Origin of the sequence: Dactylosporangium salmoneum, from assembly GCF_039532525.1 — a bacterium.
GTDB lineage: Bacteria > Actinomycetota > Actinomycetes > Mycobacteriales > Micromonosporaceae > Dactylosporangium > Dactylosporangium salmoneum.
Window position 1 is genome coordinate 144,733 of sequence record NZ_BAAARV010000083.1, and the last position, 17,170, is coordinate 161,902.

The 17,170-nt window shown below is 70.6% G+C and carries 16 protein-coding genes and 2 pseudogenes; 8 read left to right on the forward strand and 10 right to left on the reverse strand.

Annotated elements, in window-relative coordinates; genetic code table 11:
• The 4 genes and pseudogenes from ABD352_RS42100 to ABD352_RS42115 all read right to left on the reverse strand — a co-directional run.
• Positions 1-367 (reverse strand): annotated as a pseudogene (locus ABD352_RS42100) (hypothetical protein); the annotation flags it as partial.
• A gap of 90 nt (positions 368-457) precedes the next feature.
• A pseudogene (locus tag ABD352_RS42105) lies at positions 458-1,485 on the reverse strand (glycine betaine ABC transporter substrate-binding protein).
• A 144-nt stretch (positions 1,486-1,629) separates the two neighbouring features.
• Positions 1,630-2,316 carry an ABC transporter permease gene (locus ABD352_RS42110; protein WP_344618177.1) on the reverse strand — a complete coding sequence of 229 codons (687 nt, stop codon included), beginning with the start codon at positions 2,314-2,316 and terminating at the stop codon, positions 1,630-1,632.
• 85 nt (positions 2,317-2,401) lie between these two features.
• Entirely contained in the window at positions 2,402-3,085 is a 684-nt protein-coding gene (locus ABD352_RS42115) for an ABC transporter permease (RefSeq protein WP_344618178.1), read from the reverse strand.
• 2 nt (positions 3,086-3,087) lie between these two features.
• Here ABD352_RS42115 and ABD352_RS42120 point away from each other — a divergent pair, with 2 nt between their 5' ends.
• On the forward strand, positions 3,088-4,083 hold the full coding sequence (locus ABD352_RS42120) for an ABC transporter ATP-binding protein (protein ID WP_344618179.1): 996 nt from the start codon (positions 3,088-3,090) through the stop codon (positions 4,081-4,083).
• A gap of 307 nt (positions 4,084-4,390) precedes the next feature.
• Here ABD352_RS42120 and ABD352_RS42125 read toward each other — a convergent pair whose 3' ends face one another.
• From ABD352_RS42125 to folP, 6 genes are all read right to left on the reverse strand, one after another.
• Positions 4,391-4,678, reverse strand: coding sequence for a hypothetical protein (locus ABD352_RS42125; protein ID WP_344618180.1), 288 nt, complete (start codon positions 4,676-4,678; stop codon positions 4,391-4,393).
• Between the two features lie 10 nt (positions 4,679-4,688).
• Positions 4,689-6,047: an ABC transporter permease gene (locus ABD352_RS42130; RefSeq protein ID WP_344618181.1), complete on the reverse strand. Its 1,359-nt coding sequence runs from the start codon at positions 6,045-6,047 to the stop codon at positions 4,689-4,691.
• 128 nt (positions 6,048-6,175) lie between these two features.
• The gene (locus tag ABD352_RS42135) at positions 6,176-6,685 is read right to left on the reverse strand and encodes a DUF3180 domain-containing protein (protein ID WP_344618182.1); all 510 of its coding nucleotides are present in this window, start codon (positions 6,683-6,685) and stop codon (positions 6,176-6,178) included.
• Positions 6,686-6,769: 84 nt separating this feature from the next.
• Positions 6,770-7,291: a 2-amino-4-hydroxy-6-hydroxymethyldihydropteridine diphosphokinase gene (folK, locus tag ABD352_RS42140; RefSeq protein WP_344618183.1), complete on the reverse strand. Its 522-nt coding sequence runs from the start codon at positions 7,289-7,291 to the stop codon at positions 6,770-6,772.
• Positions 7,288-7,659: a dihydroneopterin aldolase gene (gene folB, locus ABD352_RS42145; RefSeq protein WP_344618184.1), complete on the reverse strand. Its 372-nt coding sequence runs from the start codon at positions 7,657-7,659 to the stop codon at positions 7,288-7,290. Before folB ends, folK begins: the two co-directional genes overlap by 4 nt.
• Positions 7,656-8,483 (reverse strand): dihydropteroate synthase, encoded by an 828-nt coding sequence (folP, locus tag ABD352_RS42150; protein ID WP_344618277.1) that lies wholly within the window; start codon positions 8,481-8,483, stop codon positions 7,656-7,658. The genes folB and folP overlap by 4 nt, the downstream gene beginning before the upstream one ends.
• Positions 8,484-8,813: 330 nt before the next feature.
• Here folP and ABD352_RS42155 point away from each other — a divergent pair, with 330 nt between their 5' ends.
• From ABD352_RS42155 to ABD352_RS42185, 7 genes are all read left to right on the forward strand, one after another.
• Positions 8,814-9,128 carry a hypothetical protein gene (locus ABD352_RS42155; protein WP_344618185.1) on the forward strand — a complete coding sequence of 105 codons (315 nt, stop codon included), beginning with the start codon at positions 8,814-8,816 and terminating at the stop codon, positions 9,126-9,128.
• 10 nt (positions 9,129-9,138) lie between these two features.
• On the forward strand, positions 9,139-9,513 hold the full coding sequence (locus ABD352_RS42160; protein WP_344618186.1) for a hypothetical protein: 375 nt from the start codon (positions 9,139-9,141) through the stop codon (positions 9,511-9,513).
• A 122-nt stretch (positions 9,514-9,635) separates the two neighbouring features.
• Positions 9,636-12,911, forward strand: a complete 3,276-nt coding sequence (locus tag ABD352_RS42165; protein WP_344618187.1) for an ATP-binding protein — start codon at positions 9,636-9,638, stop codon at positions 12,909-12,911.
• A 41-nt stretch (positions 12,912-12,952) separates the two neighbouring features.
• Positions 12,953-14,863 (forward strand): MFS transporter, encoded by a 1,911-nt coding sequence (locus tag ABD352_RS42170; RefSeq protein WP_344618278.1) that lies wholly within the window; start codon positions 12,953-12,955, stop codon positions 14,861-14,863.
• Between the two features lie 75 nt (positions 14,864-14,938).
• The gene (locus tag ABD352_RS42175; RefSeq protein WP_344618188.1) at positions 14,939-15,412 is read left to right on the forward strand and encodes a hypothetical protein; all 474 of its coding nucleotides are present in this window, start codon (positions 14,939-14,941) and stop codon (positions 15,410-15,412) included.
• A gap of 5 nt (positions 15,413-15,417) precedes the next feature.
• Entirely contained in the window at positions 15,418-16,554 is a 1,137-nt protein-coding gene (locus ABD352_RS42180) for a M23 family metallopeptidase (protein WP_425553891.1), read from the forward strand.
• Entirely contained in the window at positions 16,551-17,168 is a 618-nt protein-coding gene (locus ABD352_RS42185; protein WP_425553881.1) for a hypothetical protein, read from the forward strand. Before ABD352_RS42180 ends, ABD352_RS42185 begins: the two co-directional genes overlap by 4 nt.
• Positions 17,169-17,170: the final 2 nt, after the last annotated feature.

Consider the following 17,170-nt stretch of genomic DNA (forward strand, 5'->3'; position numbering starts at 1 on the left):
GGTGCCGCAGCGCGTCGACGGTCTCGTGCAGGCCGCCGATGCGCTCCATGAGCTGGCCGTGGGTGGCGCGGGCGGCGTGCGTGATGTCGCCGCGGATGTCCGCGCGGACGTGGTCGATCTCCTCGTACACCAGCTCCTCGACCTCGCCGCGGACCGCGTCGCCACTCTGGCGCAGCGCGATCGACAGGCCGATGAGGACCACGACGAGCAGGGCCAGGACGGCGGCCAGTTGCAGGAGGAAACCGCTGCCCACGAGCAGCAGGAGGGCGGCGAGCGGGGAGAGGCCGACCCCGCCCCAGAACAGCAGCGGGAGCAGCTTCGTGCTCCGCTTCACCCCGGGTGCGTCGGGGGCTTGCGCGGCCGGCATGAGCAGAGAACTTACCCCGTCCTCAGCACAAACGAAACGCCCTCTCGTCCCGGGCGGAACGAGAGGGCGCGCGTTCGTCTGTCCGCGTTACTAGCCGAGCGAGCCGTCCGAGGAGAAGACCAGCACGAGCGAGGCGTTGCCCTTCTTCAGGGCGTCCTTGCTCTGCGGGCCGCCGGCGTCCAGGCTCAGCACCTTGCCGAACTGGATGCCGTACGTCTTCTCCAGGCCGGGCTGGCAGAACGGCCGCTGCGGGCACTCCGCCGGGCCGCCCAGGACGGTCGACTGGCCCGAGCACTTCGAGGCGAAGTCGCTGAGGGTCTTCAGGCTGTACTTCGAGGCGAACTCCGACGTCACCGCGAACGCGTTGCCGTCGGTCGCCTTGGACGCCTTGCCGAAGGACAGGCCCTGCTTGCCGCCGAGGTCCTTGAGCGCGGTCACCGTCTGGTCCACGTCACCGGAGGCGAGCGCCTTGGCGTCCTTACCGTTGACCGCCTGGTTGATGAACTCGGTCAGGGTCGCGGCGTACTCCGGGACGACCTGGATGTCGCCCTTGGTCAGCTGCCCGTAGTACACCTCGCGCTTGCCGATCGTCTGCACGGTCGCGTCGTAGCCCGCGGCCTTGAGGACGATCTCGTAGAGGGCGCCGAGCGTGGCGCTCTCCGAGAAGTCGGCGGCGCCGATCTTGATCGCCCCGCCCTTGCCCTTCTCGATGCCGGTGGTGAGGTTCTCGGCCTTGGCGAAGTCGTCGGCCGCCACCTTGGAGGTCTTGCGGTCGACGTCGACCGCCTTGTTGAGCGCGATCAGCTTGTCGACGGTGAGCGCGTCGGAGACCTTGTCCAGCGCGGCGACGAGGGCCGGGTCGGCGACCTTCGTGTTGATCGCTGGGATGATGTTGTCGGCCAGCTGGAGTTTCTTGTCGTCGTCCAAGACCACGAGCTTGTCCCCCGCTACCGGGGCACACCCCGCCCCGCTGACGCTGGCCGGCGCCTGAGTGCCCGAGGAGCCCTCCTTGCCGCAGGCGGCGAGGCCCAGCGCGGCGAAGCTGAGGACTACCCCGAGGGTGGCGCGCATGGCTGTACGCAAAAAAAGGCCCGCCTTCCGTGTCCCGGCGCGATCACTGTGACCGGCCGCGTGTCCGACGGACGGCGCTATCGGCTATCAAGCCCGCCCGCTTCAAATAGGCAACTCCGGCTATGGAAATTCGGCAACCGCACGCAGGCACGTTTTCGTAACAACCGGTTATGGGATGCTCTCGGCCACGCTCAGGAGCGGCCCGCGGCCCGCCGCAGGACTTTTGGTGTGACTTTGCGCTCTATGACGGCCATCACTGCGTCGGCGAGAAGGGCTAGCCCCGCTACGAGGATCGCGCCGGCCAGGATCTGCCCGCCGTGGCCCGGCCCGAGCCCGAAGCCGGCCGAGATGATCATGCCTAGGCCGCCGCCGTTGACCGCGGTGGCGAGGGTCGCCGTGGCCACCACCGTGGTGGTCGCGATCCGCAGGCCGGTGGCCAGGAACGGCACGGCCAGCGGCAGCTCGACCCGCAGGAGCCGCTGGGCCGAGGTCATGCCCATGCCGCGGGCCGCCTCCCGGACCTCGGGGTCGATCTCGCGCATCCCGGTGTACGCGTTGGCCAGCAGCGCCGGGAGCGAGAACACGGCCAGCGCGATGATCACGGCCGGCTTGCCCAGGCCGATCGGGGTGAGGGTCAGGATGGTGAGCAGCGCGATGACCGGGATCGCCTGGGTCAGGTTGGACAGCAGGACGATCACGCCGGAGGCGGCGCCGCGGCGGCCCAGCGCGATGCCCAGCGGCCAGGCCACGACGCAGCCGAGCAGCACCGCGACGGCCGAGATCTCGACGTGCTCCTCGAGCCGCTCGATGATCCCGCCCGGATTGGTCCAGTTCAGCGGGTCGTTGAACCACACGACCGCGTCGCCGATCACGCTCATGCCGAATCCTCCGCTTCGCTCCGGCTTCGGCCTGAGCTGACCCTGCGCCTATTGTGAGCGGCCTCTCCGCTTCGCTCCGAACCGCTCATCCCGCCCGCCTCCTCGTCCAGGGCGTGAGCACCCGGCTGACCAGGATCAGCACCACGTCGAGGACCAGCGCCAGCCCGACGCAGAGCACGGCCGCGGTGGAGATCTCGGCCTTGTAGTAGTTGTTGCGGAAGCCGGCCAGGATCAGCCCGCCCAGGCCGCCCTGCGACCCGACGATCGCGCCGACCGTGACCAACGCCACGGTGGAGACGGTGGCCAGCCGCAGCCCGGTCAGGATGCCCGGCAGCGCCAAGGGCAGCTCGACCCGCCAGAGACGAGCCAGCCGGGTGTACCCCATGGCCGTCGCCGCCTCGCGCACGTCCTCGGGCACCTGCAGCAGGCCGGTGAGGGCATTGCGAATGAGCACGATCAATGCGTACGACGTCAGGGCGACGATCACCGGAGAGCGCCCGGTGCCCATGAACGGGGCCAGGAAGGCCAGCAGAGCCAGCGACGGGATCGTGTAAAGCACGCCGGCTGATGTCAGAATCGGCGTGGCGAGCGGGCGCACCCAGTACGCCAGCACCGCCAGCGGTATCGCGATGACCACCGCGATGGCAACCGACCACACCGTGATCACCACGTGGTCGAGGAGGGCATCCCGCAGCGTGTCGGAGTTGTCCCGGACGTACGACCAGGAGAACCAGGGGTTGCCCACCTCCCCGCGAGCCAGGAAGGACATGCGTGGACGTTACCGCGAAGACCGACGCCGCGCCGATCACCCTCGATCGGTTGCGGAAGGTGTATCCGGACGGCACGGTGGCGGTCGGCGAGCTGAGCCTCGAGATCGACAGCGGCGAGGTGACGGTGCTCATCGGCCCATCGGGCTGTGGCAAGTCGACCGTCTTGCGGATGGTGAACCGGCTCATCGAGCCCTCCGACGGGCGGATCCTCATCGACGGGGCCGACGTGACCACCGCCGACCCGGTCCAGCTGCGCCGAACCATCGGCTACGTGATCCAGAACGTCGGGCTCTTCCCGCACCAGAACGTGCGGGCCAACGTCGGCACCGTCCCGCGGATGCTCGGCTGGGACCGCAAGCGCATCGCCGAGCGCACTGACGAGCTGCTCGACCTGGTCGGGCTCGAGCCGTCCCGCTACGCCGCGCGCTACCCCCACGAGCTCTCCGGCGGCCAGCGGCAGCGGGTCGGCTTCGCCCGCGCCCTCGCCGCCGACCCGAAGGTGCTGCTCATGGACGAGCCGTTCTCGGCCGTCGACCCGATCAACCGGGGCCGGCTGCAGGACGAGTTCCTGCGGCTGCGCGAGTCGGTGCGCAAGACCACGATCCTGGTCACGCACGACCTGCAGGAGGCGATCAAGCTCGGCGACCGCATCGCGGTGCTCTCCGATCACGCGCAGCTGCAGCAGTACGCCACACCCGCCGAACTCCTCGCCCGGCCGGGCAACGAGTTCGTCGAGCGGTTCGTGGGTGAGGACCGCGGAATCATGCGGCTGTCGGTCACCTCGATCCCCACCGACGGGCTGCGGCCGGTCGAGGAGGCCGGTGAGGGCGCGCCCGTCGTCGCCGCCGGTTCCACCCTGCGCGAGGCCTTCGGGGCGATGCTGGCGACGGGGCGGGGCGCGGTGGTGGTGCAGGACGGCGACACCCCGGTCGGCGCGCTGACGGCGGCCGATGTGCAGGTGGCGCTCGCCTCGGCGGCGGTGCGGCCGGCAGCCTGAGCGCTCGCCCGCTCCCTGCTCGCCCGACGGCCGATAGCTCGGCCCCCGCTCGCGCGCTCTCCGTAGGTGCGTCAGCCGCGGCCGGTCGGCCGGTTGCGGCTCGGCGCGCGGCCTACGGACCCGGCCTTGCGGCGCCCGCCCGTTCCCTGCTCTCGCGCGGCTGGCGCGGGCGCCGCTTGTGGCCCTATCGATAAGTCGGGCGCTCCGCGCCACGACTTATCGGACTTATGCCCTGTCAGGGTATAAGTCCGATAAATCCTGAAACCACCAGGTTTCGGGATTTTTCGCGGCCGGAGGCGGCTCCCGCCTACTTGCCGTGCTGCAGGATGTAGTCGATGAATGCGGCCCGGACCAGGGGCTCGGCGTTGCCGTAGTGGTGCCCTGTGGCCTCCCGCCACAGGGCGACCGCGTCGTCGATGGTCGCGTCCAGCGAGCCGATCCAGCCATCCTGGGTGTCGTTGTCGCTCACCGTGACGTGCGTGAACAGATCCCAGAAGAACTTGATGTCGTGCCGCTGGCGGGCCAGGGCGAAGGCGCGCTCCCGGAGCTCCTCGGTCGGCAACGCGTCGAGCTGGTCCAGCGTGACATCGGTCATGGACAAGATTTTATCGGGTGTCCCAGCGCTCTTCGACTCCCCAGTCGACGTTGCTGCCGGTCGCGGGCCAGCCGGCGGTACGGCTGGCGGGCGGCGACCAGGAATCCTCGGGCTCCGGCTGGGGCGTGGTGATCGACGGCGGGGTCCAGCTGTCCTCGCCGCCGTCCTCGGGCTCGGTGCGCGGCCGGCCGAAGGTCTCGACCAGGCGGGTCACCACCAGGCCGACCCCGATGGCCCCGGCGGCCAGCGTGAACGGGGAGAGACTCCAGCCCTCGGCCGCGGTGTAGCGCAGCAGCAGCGTGATCACGGCGGCGGCGAGGACGGTGCCGAGGACCCCGCCGCGGCGGCCGAAGGCGGAGGTGCCGCCGGCCAGCGCGGCGCCGAGGGCCAGGCCGGTGATGGCGAGGCCGTCGATCGCGGCGGCGCTGCCGGAGGCGGCGACCGCGCGGCTGTCCAGCGCGATCAGCACCCCGGCGACCGCGCACAGCAGGGCCGAGCCGGCGATGGCCAGGCCGGTGAATGCGGCCGCGCCGCCGCCGCGCCGGTCGGCCGGGTCGCGGACCGGGCGGAACCGGCCGAGGCCGCGGCGCACCGGGCGGATCAGGCCGAGGGCGGCGCCGCCGATGCCGAGCACGGCCACCCCGACGGCCCACCACAGGGCGTGGTGGTGCGGGTCGTACGCCCCGGTCGTCACCTTCGCGTCGTGCTGGTCGGCGATCCACGCGACCAGGGCGAAGGCCACGCCGAGGCTGGCCGCCCAGCCGGGCACGTGGAAGGCGACCACCAGCACGGCGATCACCACGCCCACGCCGAGCGCGATCAGGCCGGTGATGCCGGCCGTCGTGACCAGGCCACGGTCGGAGTTGTTGGCGAAGAACAGCGCGGCGGCGAAGGCGATCGGGCCGGCGGCCAGGTTGACCGCGCCGGCCCGCAGGGTGAGCCCGACGGCCATGGCGACCAGGCCGATCTCGGCCCCGGAGAGCAGCAGCGACTGCAGGTCGGCGCCGCGCAGCGCGGCCGGGCGGGCGTCGTGCAGCAGATAGAACAGCGCGGCCGCGGCCAGCAGCAGGACCATCTCCCACAGCGCGTGCACGGCCAGCCGGTCGCGGCCGGGCTCGCCGTGCTCCGGGTCGTCGAAGACGTCGCCGAGCTGCTGGGCGGTGGGCGCGGCGCGCCGGTTCAGCCCGAGGGTGGTGATCTCGTTGGACGAGGTGCCGTAGGCGGGCGAGACGGGATAGGCGCCCGGGGTGTACACGGACTGGCCGGAGACGCCCAGCGTAGGCGCGTCCTCGGGCACGCCACCGGGGCGGAAGTCGGGCTCTTCCCGGAACCCGGGCTCGCCGCGGAACCGCGAGTCGTCGTACGCCATGGCGCGCGCCTCCTGCCAACCGACGGGTACGCGTCGCACAGTAACCGCGGATGGTGACCAGCGACATACCCCGGCGCGCTCTTTGTATCTTCCTTAAGACAGCTTCCGGGCACTCTGCGTAAAGGCGCTCAGGCGACCTGGTCGTCCGGCGTCCGGTCCGCCCCGTCCTGGCGCTTCTGCCTGGGCAGATCCTTGTCCCGGCCGCTCGGCGGGACCCGGCAGGCGCGCTCGAGCCAGAGCGCGGCGGCGATGAGCACGATCGAGCCGGCCACGCCGAGAAGCGCCTGGGGCAGGTTCTCGGAGACCTTGGCCAGGACGCCACGCTGCGTGAGCAGCCAGGTGGCGAGGCCGATGTACATCCCGCCGAACAGGGCGGCGACCAGCGCCGAGGCCTTGCCGAGCACCGCGTACCGCGCGATGACCAGCGGCTGGAGCGGGCCGGCGCCCTCCTTGCGCAGGATGCGGTTGCGGGTGGAGTACGCCTCGATGCCCTCGAAGATGGCGAGGCCGATGAGCGTCAGCGGCGGCAGCCACGGAAGCGTCGGCAGGCTGTTCCAGAAGTTGCTGATGACGATCCAGGCCAGCGCGGTGGTGGCGAGCGCCGCGACGACCAGCGTGGCCGGGCTGGTCGGCTCCATCCGGTTCTTCTGGCCGTTCTGGCCGTTCGGTCCGCTCGTGCGGGGGTCTTCAGGTGACGGCGTGGCCATCGCTTCGGCTCCAGATCACGAATCGAGGTGGGCGTCAACTCTTGGGCGCAGGTCGGCGAGGTCACCGACGACCTGCTCCGTTCGGAGCAGGTCGTTGACCCAGCCGTGTCCCGGTAGCTGGGCGTACGGCTGGATGTCGAGCCACGGCCGGAGCACGAACGCCCTCAGGTGGGCGCGCGGGTGCGGCAGCGTCAAGTCGGGATCGTCGGAGGTCACCGGCTCCCCGTCGTCGGTCCAAACGGCAATCACGTCAACGTCAAGGGTACGCGGGCCGAAGCGGCGCGCGGGGTCACGCACGCGGCCGGCCGCCTCCTCGAGCCGCTGGGCGACCGCCAGCCAGTCCGCGGCCGCGGCCCCCGGATCGCGCGCGAGCACCACCGCGTTGAGGTAGTGCGGCTGGTCGGGATCGCCCCATGGCGGGGTCTCGTAGACCCCCGAGACGACCAGCACGGCGGCGCCGAGCCCGGCCACCGCGCCGCGCAGGTGCGCCACCCGGTCCCCGAGGTTGCTGCCCAGGGACAGCACCGCCACGGTCATGCCCGCTCCCGGCGGATCACCACGGCGACGTCGGCGAACTCCAGCGGGATCGGTGCCTGCGGCTTGTGCACGCTCACGGTGGCCGCCGCCACCCGACCGTCGGCCAGGCAGACGTCGGCCAGGCGCGCGGCCAGCGTCTCGATGAGGTTCACCGGCTCGCCGGCCACCACCGCGGCCAGAGCCTGCGCCAGTTCGCCGTAGTGCACGGTGTCGGCGACGTCGTCGGAGGCCGCGGCCGGGCGCAGGTCGAGCTCGAGCACCACGTCGATCACGAAGTCCTGGCCCTCGCGGCGCTCGAAGTCGAACACCCCGTGATAGCCGCGGACCCGGAGCCCCCGCAGCTCGATCCGGTCCGCTCCCGAGATCATTTCGCCGCCTTCGTCGCCTGCCAGACCCTGATCGCATCCACGTTGCCACGGACCTCGTGCACGCGCACGCCCCAGGCGCCGGCGGCGACGGAGAGCACGGTGGTGGCGATGGTCGCGGCCTCCCGCTCGGCGGTCGGGCGGTCGTGGCCGTCCGCGTCGGCCAGCAGCCGGCCGAGGTGGGACTTGCGGCTGGAGCCGACCAGCACCGGGTGCCCGAGGCCGATCAGGTCGGGCAGGTGGGCGGCCAGGCGCCAGGTGTGCTCCGGCTTCTTGGCGAAGCCCAGGCCGGGGTCGAGGATCAGCCGGTCGGGGGACACGCCGGCGGCGACGGCCGCGTCGACCCGCTCCAGCAGCTCGGCCGAGACCTCCTTGACCACGTCCTCGTAGACGGCCAGGTCGGCCATCCGGCGGGAGTGGCCGCGCCAGTGCATGAGCACCCAGGGACAGCCGGCGTCGGCGACCACCCGGGCCATGTCGGGGTCGGCGAGCCCGCCGGAGACGTCGTTGACCAGCTCGACGCCGGCCTCGAGCGCGGCCGCGGCGACGGCGGCGCGGGTCGTGTCGATGCTCATGGACACGCCCTCGGCGGCCAGCGTCCGGATCACCGGCAGCACCCGGGCCTGCTCGGTCGGCGCGTCGACCCGGTCCGCCCCCGGCCGGGTGCTCTCCCCGCCCACGTCGATGACGTCGGCGCCCTCGTCGCGCATCTGCAGCGCGTGCTCCACGGCCGCGTCGAGGTCCGCGTAGCGACCGCCGTCGGAGAAGCTGTCCGGGGTCACGTTGAGCACGCCCATCACCACCGGCGTGGGACGTCGCAAGAGCATCACTTGAATGAAGGTACTCAACTCAACGGACCTACCCGGTGGCGACCTGCGAGAACCGGACGGACGACGCACCGGGGCACCTCAGACGTCACACTGTGCACACTGAGCACGGACCGGTCAGCTTGTTGGAAAGAGGGCCGCACCGTACTCTCTGCAAGTGAACGTTATTCGGACCGTTAAACCCGACAATGGGCATTTAGCAGGGCAAACGCCCGGATAAGGTTCCGCCGGAGGGCGACACAGCAGCCGCGGTGATTCCGCGGGGTCGTCTTATCGGCGAGGCTTAACGCGCGGCGTGCACCTTGCCTGCCGCGCCTCCGGGGAGGTCTGATGATGTTGATGGAGATCGGCCAGGCGATGTGGGGCTCCGCCACACACGCCGTGGATGCGATCGCCTTCGCGCCGACACCGACGCCGGAGCCGAAGACGGTCAATACCGACGCCATCCTGAACTTCTTCACGACCAAGATCGTGCCGATCCTGCTCGCGGCCCTCGGGGTGATCTTCATAGGCCGGGCCAGCAAGGGCGAGGTGTCGCGAGTCCTCACGAGCTCCGCGATCGCGATCATCGGCCTGGCATTCGTGGCCGGCGCGGCGTCGCTGTTCTTCTTCGGCGACTCGCTGGTCAACCTCATCTTCAAGTAGGCCGACCTCCATGCGCCTACGCACCGACGACGACATCTACCGGGCCCGCCTGGTCTACCTCGGCCCGCCCGGGTACACGCTGCCCATCCAGCTGCCATACGCGCAGTACGGGGTGTTCGCGCTGATGGTGCCGCTGTTCATGTTCATCCGCTACCTGATCACGCTGCAGGTCGACTTCTTCCCCGCATACGAGATCGCCCTCGCGATCGTGGCCACGTCGCTGATCTTCCGTTACGTCGACCCCGATCGTCCCGCCCGCATGGTGGTCCGCACTGCCCTGACCGACTGGCGTCACACCCGCGAGCCCAGCACGGAGCTGCGCGACGCCCGGCTGGTCGCCTCCAAGGTGCGCATCCGCCCGGAACTCACCGGTGATCTCGCATGACCACTCCGCCGCCCCGCAGGACCGGGGGCTATCAGGACCGGCCGGACATCGACGACGACGCTGCGCAGTCAACTGACTACGATGGCGGACTGCGGGCAGCCGCCGAAGGGGGCCGAGTCGCCATGTTCCGCGGCACCGGACCCACCCCCATGCCCGGCCCGGCCGAACGCCCGGCCGCCGGCGGACCGACGCCCGACGTCGACTCGCCGTTCCTCGGGCTGTTCGACGACCCGCCGGGCGATCGGCTCCGGGCGCTGGAGCCGGGGGCCGGCGAGCGGGTCGAGCACAACCGGCCGATCTCCGGCGTCCCGATCTCGGCGGCGCCCTCGTCCGGCGCGCCGCGGGCGCCCGAGGACCTGCGGGTCTCGAAGCGGGGCGGTGCGCGCGGCAGCGAGCCGGCGCGCACCAACGGGGAGCGGCTGAGCACCCGGCCCGCGCTGAGCGACCGCCCGGCCCGGCCGGCCGAGCGCCCCGCCGATCAGGTCGGGGAGCGGCTCTGGGAACGGACCGGCGAGCGCCCCGGGTTCCCGGCCGGACGGCCCGGGCTACTGGCCGACCGGCCCGGTGAGCGGACCGGGGAGCGTCCTGGACTGCCTGGCAACCGGCCCGGCGAGCGCCCTTCGGGGCAGGGCGGGCGGCCCGGTATGGGCGGCTCCGGCGGTACACCCAGGAAAAACGCCTCCGCGGTGACCACGGCTCCGCCCCCGCCGGCCCGGCGCATGCCGCCCGAGCGCGGGGTGCCCGTGCAGCAGCCGCCCCGCCCGCCGCGGATGACGCCGCCGCCGCAGCGGGGCAAGAAGACGCCGCTGGACCGCACGCCGAAGCCGAAGCACAAGGACCGCAGCGCCGCGATCGACCTGGCGATCACCGAGATCGCCGGGCACCTGACGTTCACGCCGAACACGGTGACCGCCTGGTACTGGCTGCCCGAGGTGCGGTGGGCCTTCCGGCCCGACGCCGAGCGCGAGGCGCTGCTGTCGGCGATCTCGGAGCAGTACGCCGGCCTGGCCGGCTTCCGGCTGCACCTCCGGCGCACCACCCGGCCGTTCCCGGCCGACCAGTGGGCGCGCGTGGTCGACGCCAACACCCCGCGCCCGCTGCCCTCCGCCGGGGGCCCGTCGTGGGCCGATCACCTGGTCGCCGCCCAGAAGCACCTGCTCTCCATCAATCATGCGGAGGGGCAGACGTACCTCGGCATCGCCTTCGCGCGGCGCACCCTGGGCGACACCTTCGCCGAGCGCATCGGCTCCCTCTTCCGGCGCGGCGTCGCCGACGCCGAGCGCCGCCGGATGGCCCGCACCGTGGAGCAGTTCGACGAGGTGCTGGGCGCGTTCGGCATGCGCGGCCGGCGGGTCACCTCCTTCGAGCTGGAGTGGCTGCTCTACCGCTCGGTGGCGCTGTGCATGTCGCCGCCGTCGAGCATCACCACCCTCGATGGCGGCTGGGCCGCCGGCGACCTGCTCGCGCTGACCGAGTCCGTCGAGCGGTACCGCACGCCGTACGGGTCCACCGTGAAGCTGGTCAACCGGGTCACCGGCGAGGAGCGCCACGTCGCCGTCCTGACCGTCGGGCGCATGGAGCCGCTGGAGATCCCCGAGCGGCACGAGCCCTGGCTGCACTTCCACGAGCGCCTGCCGTGGCCGATGGAGCTGTCCTCGCGGATCGACATCCTCGGCCCGGGCGACTCCTTCCGCAACCTGGAGCACCGGCTGCGCCTGATCCGTTCCCAGCAGGCCGACTACAGCGAGCACGGCATCGACGCACCGCCCGAGCTGGAGCGGCTGGCCAAGCGCGCGCTGACCATCGGCGACGAGATCAGCACCGGCCTGCCCGTCGACTCGTCCCGCGCGCACGGCTGGCACCGCGTCGCGGTCGGCGGGCGCACCCGCGAGGAGTGCCTCGAGCGGGCGCGGAGGGTCACGCAGATGTACTCCCGCGAGATGCGCCTTGCGCTGCAGCACCCGAAGAACCAGGACTGGATGGCGCGCGAGTTCATCCCCGGTGAGCCGCTGGCCAACACCGGCTACCTGCGCCGCATGCCCGTCAAGCTCTTCGCCGCCGCCCTCCCCCAGGCCGCCTCCACGGTCGGCGACCGGCGCGGCGACCTGATCGGCCGCACCGCGGGCACCTCCCGCCGCCCGGTCTTCCTGGACCTGCACTTCCCGATGGAGGTGCGGGAACGCTCGGGCCTGGCGGTTTTCGTGGCCGAGCCCGGCGGTGGCAAGTCGACCCTCATGGGCGCCCTGGGCTACCTTGCCGCGCGGCGCGGGGTACAAGTGACGCTCCTCGATCCTTCGGGACCCCTGGCGCGCCTGTGCCGCATGCCGGAGCTGGCACCGTTCTCGCGCGTGCTGAACCTGACCGGCTCGGAGCAGGGCACGCTGGCCCCCTACTCGCTGATCCCGACCCCGCAGCGAGGCCACTACGCCCCCGGCCCGGCCGGCGACCGCGAGTTCGAGATCTCGATCTCCAACGCGCGCGCCGAGCGCCGGATGCTCGTGCAGGACATCTGCATGATGCTCGTACCGCCCCAGGTGGCCCGCGAGGCCTCGACCGCCACGCTGCTGCGCCACGCCGTTCGCCAGGTGCCGGCCGAGGAGTCCTCGACCCTCGAGGACGTCATCCGCGCACTTCGCGACACCGGCGACCACGACGCCGCCGAGCTGGGCAACCTCCTGCTCGACACCGCCGAGATGCCCCTCGCCATGCTCTTCTTCGGCTCCCCACCCCCCGGCCTCCTCGGCGCCGACGCCGCCCTGACCGTGATCACCATGGCCGGCCTCCGCCTCCCCGACCTCAAGATCGAGCGCGAGTACTGGTCGGCCGAGGAATCCCTGGCCCTCCCCATGCTCCACACCGCCCACCGCCTCGCCGTGCGCCGCTGCTACGGCGGCGACATGACCGCCCGCAAGCTCGTCGGCCTGGACGAGGCCCACTTCATGGAGGGCTGGCGCTCCGGCCGCTCCTTCCTGGTCCGCCTCGCCCGCGACTCGCGCAAGTGGAACCTGGCTGCCCTGGTCGCATCCCAGAACCCGAAGGACATCCTCGGCCTGGACGTGCAGAACCTCGTCTCCACCGTCTTCGTGGGCCGCATCGCCGAGGACGCCGAGATCGCCGCCGAGGCCCTGCGCCTCCTTCGGGTGCCCACGGACGTCGGCTACGAGCAGACGCTGGCCGCCCTCTCCCAGGTCGACACGAGCTCGTCGTCGCGTCTTGGCTTCCGCGAGTTCGTGATGCGCGACGTGGATGGCCGGGTGCAGAAGGTTCGCGTGGACGTCTCGTACGTGCAGGACTTGCTGCGCTACCTGGACACGACGCCAGGCACAGCCCCGTCCTCGACCGCTATCGGCGGCGAGGTTGTGGACATCCACGACGACGACCCGGAGGACGATCGGTGAGACGCCTGCCCGTGTACGTGGCCGTGGTCCTCGTCACGGCCATGGCCACCCTCTTCGGGGCCCCCGCCACGCTCGCCACGGCCTCCCCGGCATACGCCCCGACCGACAAGCTTTGCAGCGTTGACGAGTGGCACAATCCGGCCAACTTCAATCGTTGCGCCGCCAGCCTGAAAAGTGACATCGCCAGCCGAGCCAGCTGCCTGGATGCACCCACTCCCGATGCCCCAGACTCAGGAATGGCCGGCTGGTTTGCGCAGCGCTTGCCCTCGTCCAAAGAGAACGGCATCCAGGGGCTGTACAGCCAATATGGTTATGCCGGTTACGATTTCAACACCTATGACCTCAAATGTGCGGCCGCGATAACGAATCCCAGCGCCGAATTCGAAACCACGGTCGCGAACGGCGAATTTGCCCTAGCGACGTCAATCATAGGCGCCTCAAACGCACTGCGCGAGCGAGCGTGGGACCCATCCTACATGTGGGGATGGGCTGATCCGCTGGTCGAGAAGGCCACCCGCGCCATTTACGACAAGGTCTTCACCCCATTCGGTGCGGTGACGCTCGCGATCGTCGGGCTCTACCTTCTCTGGAGATCACGACAGTCCGACATGTCCAACGCGGTGACCACCGCCGGGTGGGCCGTGTTCGTCATGATCCTGATGAGCGCGCTGGCAGCCTGGCCGACCTTCTCGGCCCATCTTGCCGACCAGACGCTCACGTCAAGTCTCGGCGTGATTCACGATGCCGTCGGGCCACCCAACGAGTCGAAGGACTCGTGCATCATCGACGTCGATTCATGCAAGGATAATAGGCCGCCGGCAGTGCGTGCGAGTGACACCGTCGCGGACGGACTGCTGTACAGGAACTGGCTACGAGGCACCCTCGGCTCAGCCGACAGCGAGACCGCCCAGAAATATGGGCCGGCACTGTACGACGCAAGATCATTCACGTGGGACGAAATCGAGCACATCCGCTCCGACGAGCAGGGCACGCGCGCCGAGAACGAGCGTCGCGCAGCCGCCGGAAGTAACGAACCCCCGACCCAGTCGACCGTCCGGAACAAGCTGATTCAAGAAAAGGGCGATCGCTGGAAAGAGATCGCCGAGCGAATCAAGACCGAGGACCCCGAGGCGTACGAACACCTGCAGGGCAGCAAGGGAATGGATAGGGTCGGCGCAGGATTCCTGGCGATCCTCTCGGCCCTCTTCTTTGCACTGTTCGACATCACGGCGTCGGTGTTGGTGATCCTCGGATTCTTGATCTTCCGATGGGCGGTCATCGCGGCACCAATGCTCGGCACCGTCGGCCTTCTTCGACCTGCCAATGCCGGCCTGCGCCGACTGGGCAACGCCGTCATCGCGGCGATTTTCAACATCATCATCTTCGGCACCGGATCGGCGATCTACCTGTTGGCGGTCTCGCTGATCCTGTCGACCGCCGCACTGGCCGCCTGGTTGCAGGTTGTGCTCATCTGGTTGACCGGGGTTGTCGGGTGGCTGCTGTTGCGGCCCTACCGGCGGATCACCCAGCTCGGGGGGAAGGACTCGACTCGGGCGCTCACCTCGGCCGGGAGCTGGCATCGACTGTTCCTGCGGGACGTGCGGCAGGCTGCGGCGCTCAAGATCGTCGAATCCGGCGGTACCAAGGAGCCGGGGCCACAGCGCGGCGGCGGTGGGGAATTGCTGAGCTCGCAGCGGCCCGAGGCGCGCAGTGAGGACACGGCCTCGGCCAGTAGCGGCGATGGTGTGCCCGCGGAGCGACCCGAGACCGGCGGGACTCGGCGCGGCGGGCAGCAGCAAGGCTCGTCCCGACGGCGGGAGTCCTCGTGGGAGGAACCCGATCTGCCGGCGGAGAACGTGCCGTCGTACTCGATCTATCGGCCCGACTCGGATCGATCCCCGGCCGGGCAAGGGGGAGCCCGGCGGCCCGAGTCGGCGAGCCTGCCGGGGTAGGCGGCGATGCGCACGGTCCTGCGACTGCTCGGAACGCGGTACGGCGTCGCGTTGGTTTTGGTTGTCCTTGTACTCATGGTCGTCGTGCTCGGGCGGACCGTGCTCGACAACGGGGACGGGAATTCGGCCAACGACGCGGTCGGGCCGACGGTGGCGCCGGTGCCGACTTCCGCGAACCCGTACTCCTCGCTGGGGGATGACGGGGTCGAGGAGTCGGTTGCGCCAGCGCCGTCGCTGAGCAAGGGGGCAGCGGACGCGTCGACCGTGGCAACGCGATTTGCCAAGGCCTGGCTGCGCAAGCCGGGGATCACTGGAGAGCAGTGGCGGGCCGGGCTCAAGCCGGACGCCTCGACGGACCTGTTGGCCTCACTCGCCGACACCGATCCGGCCGACGTGCCGACGGCGACGATCACCGGGCCGATGCAACTGCAGGCCAACGGGGGGACGACCGTGGCCAAGTTCCCGGCGGAGGGCGGGACAATCGTGCTCGGGCTGCAGGTCTCGGGCGGACGCTGGCAGGTCATCTCGCTGGACTGGGAGACGGCGTGAGCGGTATCGGGGAAGACGAGGATTTCGAGGTACCGAAGAGAAGCAGATTCATCCGTCCAGCGCTGCTAGTGGCGTTGTGCTCGCTGCTGTTGCTCGTGTGCTGTGCGGGGGGCGTCGTGGCGTTCTTCTTCGACGCGGCGCGCAACACCCAGACCTACGACGCCGGGTGCGGCAACGGGCAGGTGGTCAATGTCGCCGCCAATATGCCGGTCCACCATGAGCTCTCCGAGGAGCAGGTCCGCAACGCCGCGATCATTGTGCGGGTGGGGCAGGACATGAACGTGCCGCCGCGAGGGTGGGTAATCGCCGTCGCCACCGCGATGCAGGAGTCGAGCCTGCACAACCTGCCAGACCTTGGCGCGCGCAACGACCATGACTCGCTGGGGCTGTTCCAGCAGCGGCCGAGCACGGGATGGGGTACACCGCAGCAGATCATGGATCCGCAGTACGCCTCACGGAAGTTCTACGAGAAGCTGCTGACTATCCCGGGCTGGGAGAGAATGAGCCTTACCCAGGCCGCCCAGAAGGTCCAGATCAGCGCGTACCCGGATGCGTACGCCAAGCACGAGCAACTCGCCAGCACCGTAGTCAACTCGCTGACCGGCGGCGCGGCGCGCGCAGCTGGCGGATCCACGAAGCTGCAGTGCGTCAGCGGCGACCAGATCGCAGCGTCGGGCTGGACAGCCCCGGTCAACGGCGAGGTCGGCTCCGGCTTCCGCACCGCGGACCGCCCCACGCACCAGGGCGTCGACCTGATCGTCAATCGCGGCACCCTAATCCACGCCGCCGCTGCGGGCATCGTGGTGAAGGTCCGCTGTCAAGCCCACCTCGCCGACGGCACCGACTGGGGATGCTGGCGCGACGGCTCACCGAACGTGCTCGGGTGCGGCTGGTACGTCGAAATCCAGCACGCGAACGGCATTCTTACGCGGTACTGCCACATGGTGAAGCAGCCGAGTGTGGTCGTGGGCCAGCACGTCGCTCCCGGTCAGGAAATCGGGTTCTCCGGCACGACCGGGCACTCCTCCGGCCCACACGTGCATTTCGAGGTCCACATCAACAGCGACCCGAGCAACAACGGCGCCATCGACCCAGTGCCGTTCATGCAGCGGATGGGGGCACCTTTGGGAATGAAGCCGTGAGCGGACTGCCCGACGACGCGGACTTTCCCGACTGGGATCTGCTGGCCGGCGGTACCGCAAGAACGCCGGCTGGCATCGAACTGGTCCCCGCTGCCGCGCTGCGCGACCTTCGCGGCCGCCGCGCCATCGTCGGCTTTCCCGGCCTGGGCTGGCGAGCCGACCTGCGCATCGACGACACGGTGGTCCAGGCCAGCCGCACCTACGTGCCGACGCTGCCGGAGCAGGAGTGGTACCGCGCCGAGGCCGAGCAGACCGAGGTGTTCGCGCCGCTTGTCCCCGTCGAGCGCGTCTGGGTCGAACGCGCCTCGAGCGCCGTCACGGCCGCTACGAACGATTTCGCGCTGGTGTCGCTCGACGCCCCGCCCGCGCGGCCTCCACGCCCGGCCCGCGAGGTCAAGGCGGTCACTGGTCTTCGTGTGGTCCGTGTCCCTGGGCCGGACGACAAGACGGGCCGGGACCAGCGCGATCTGCGGGCGGTCACGGAGGCATACAACAGCGCCGAGGGCGACATCTGCATCCGCGTGTGCCGGGAGTTGGACTGGTACCGGTGGGCGTGGAGCGGGCAACCCCCAAAGACCCTGGAGGTCCCCATCCACCTCCTCTGGGTGGAGTGACC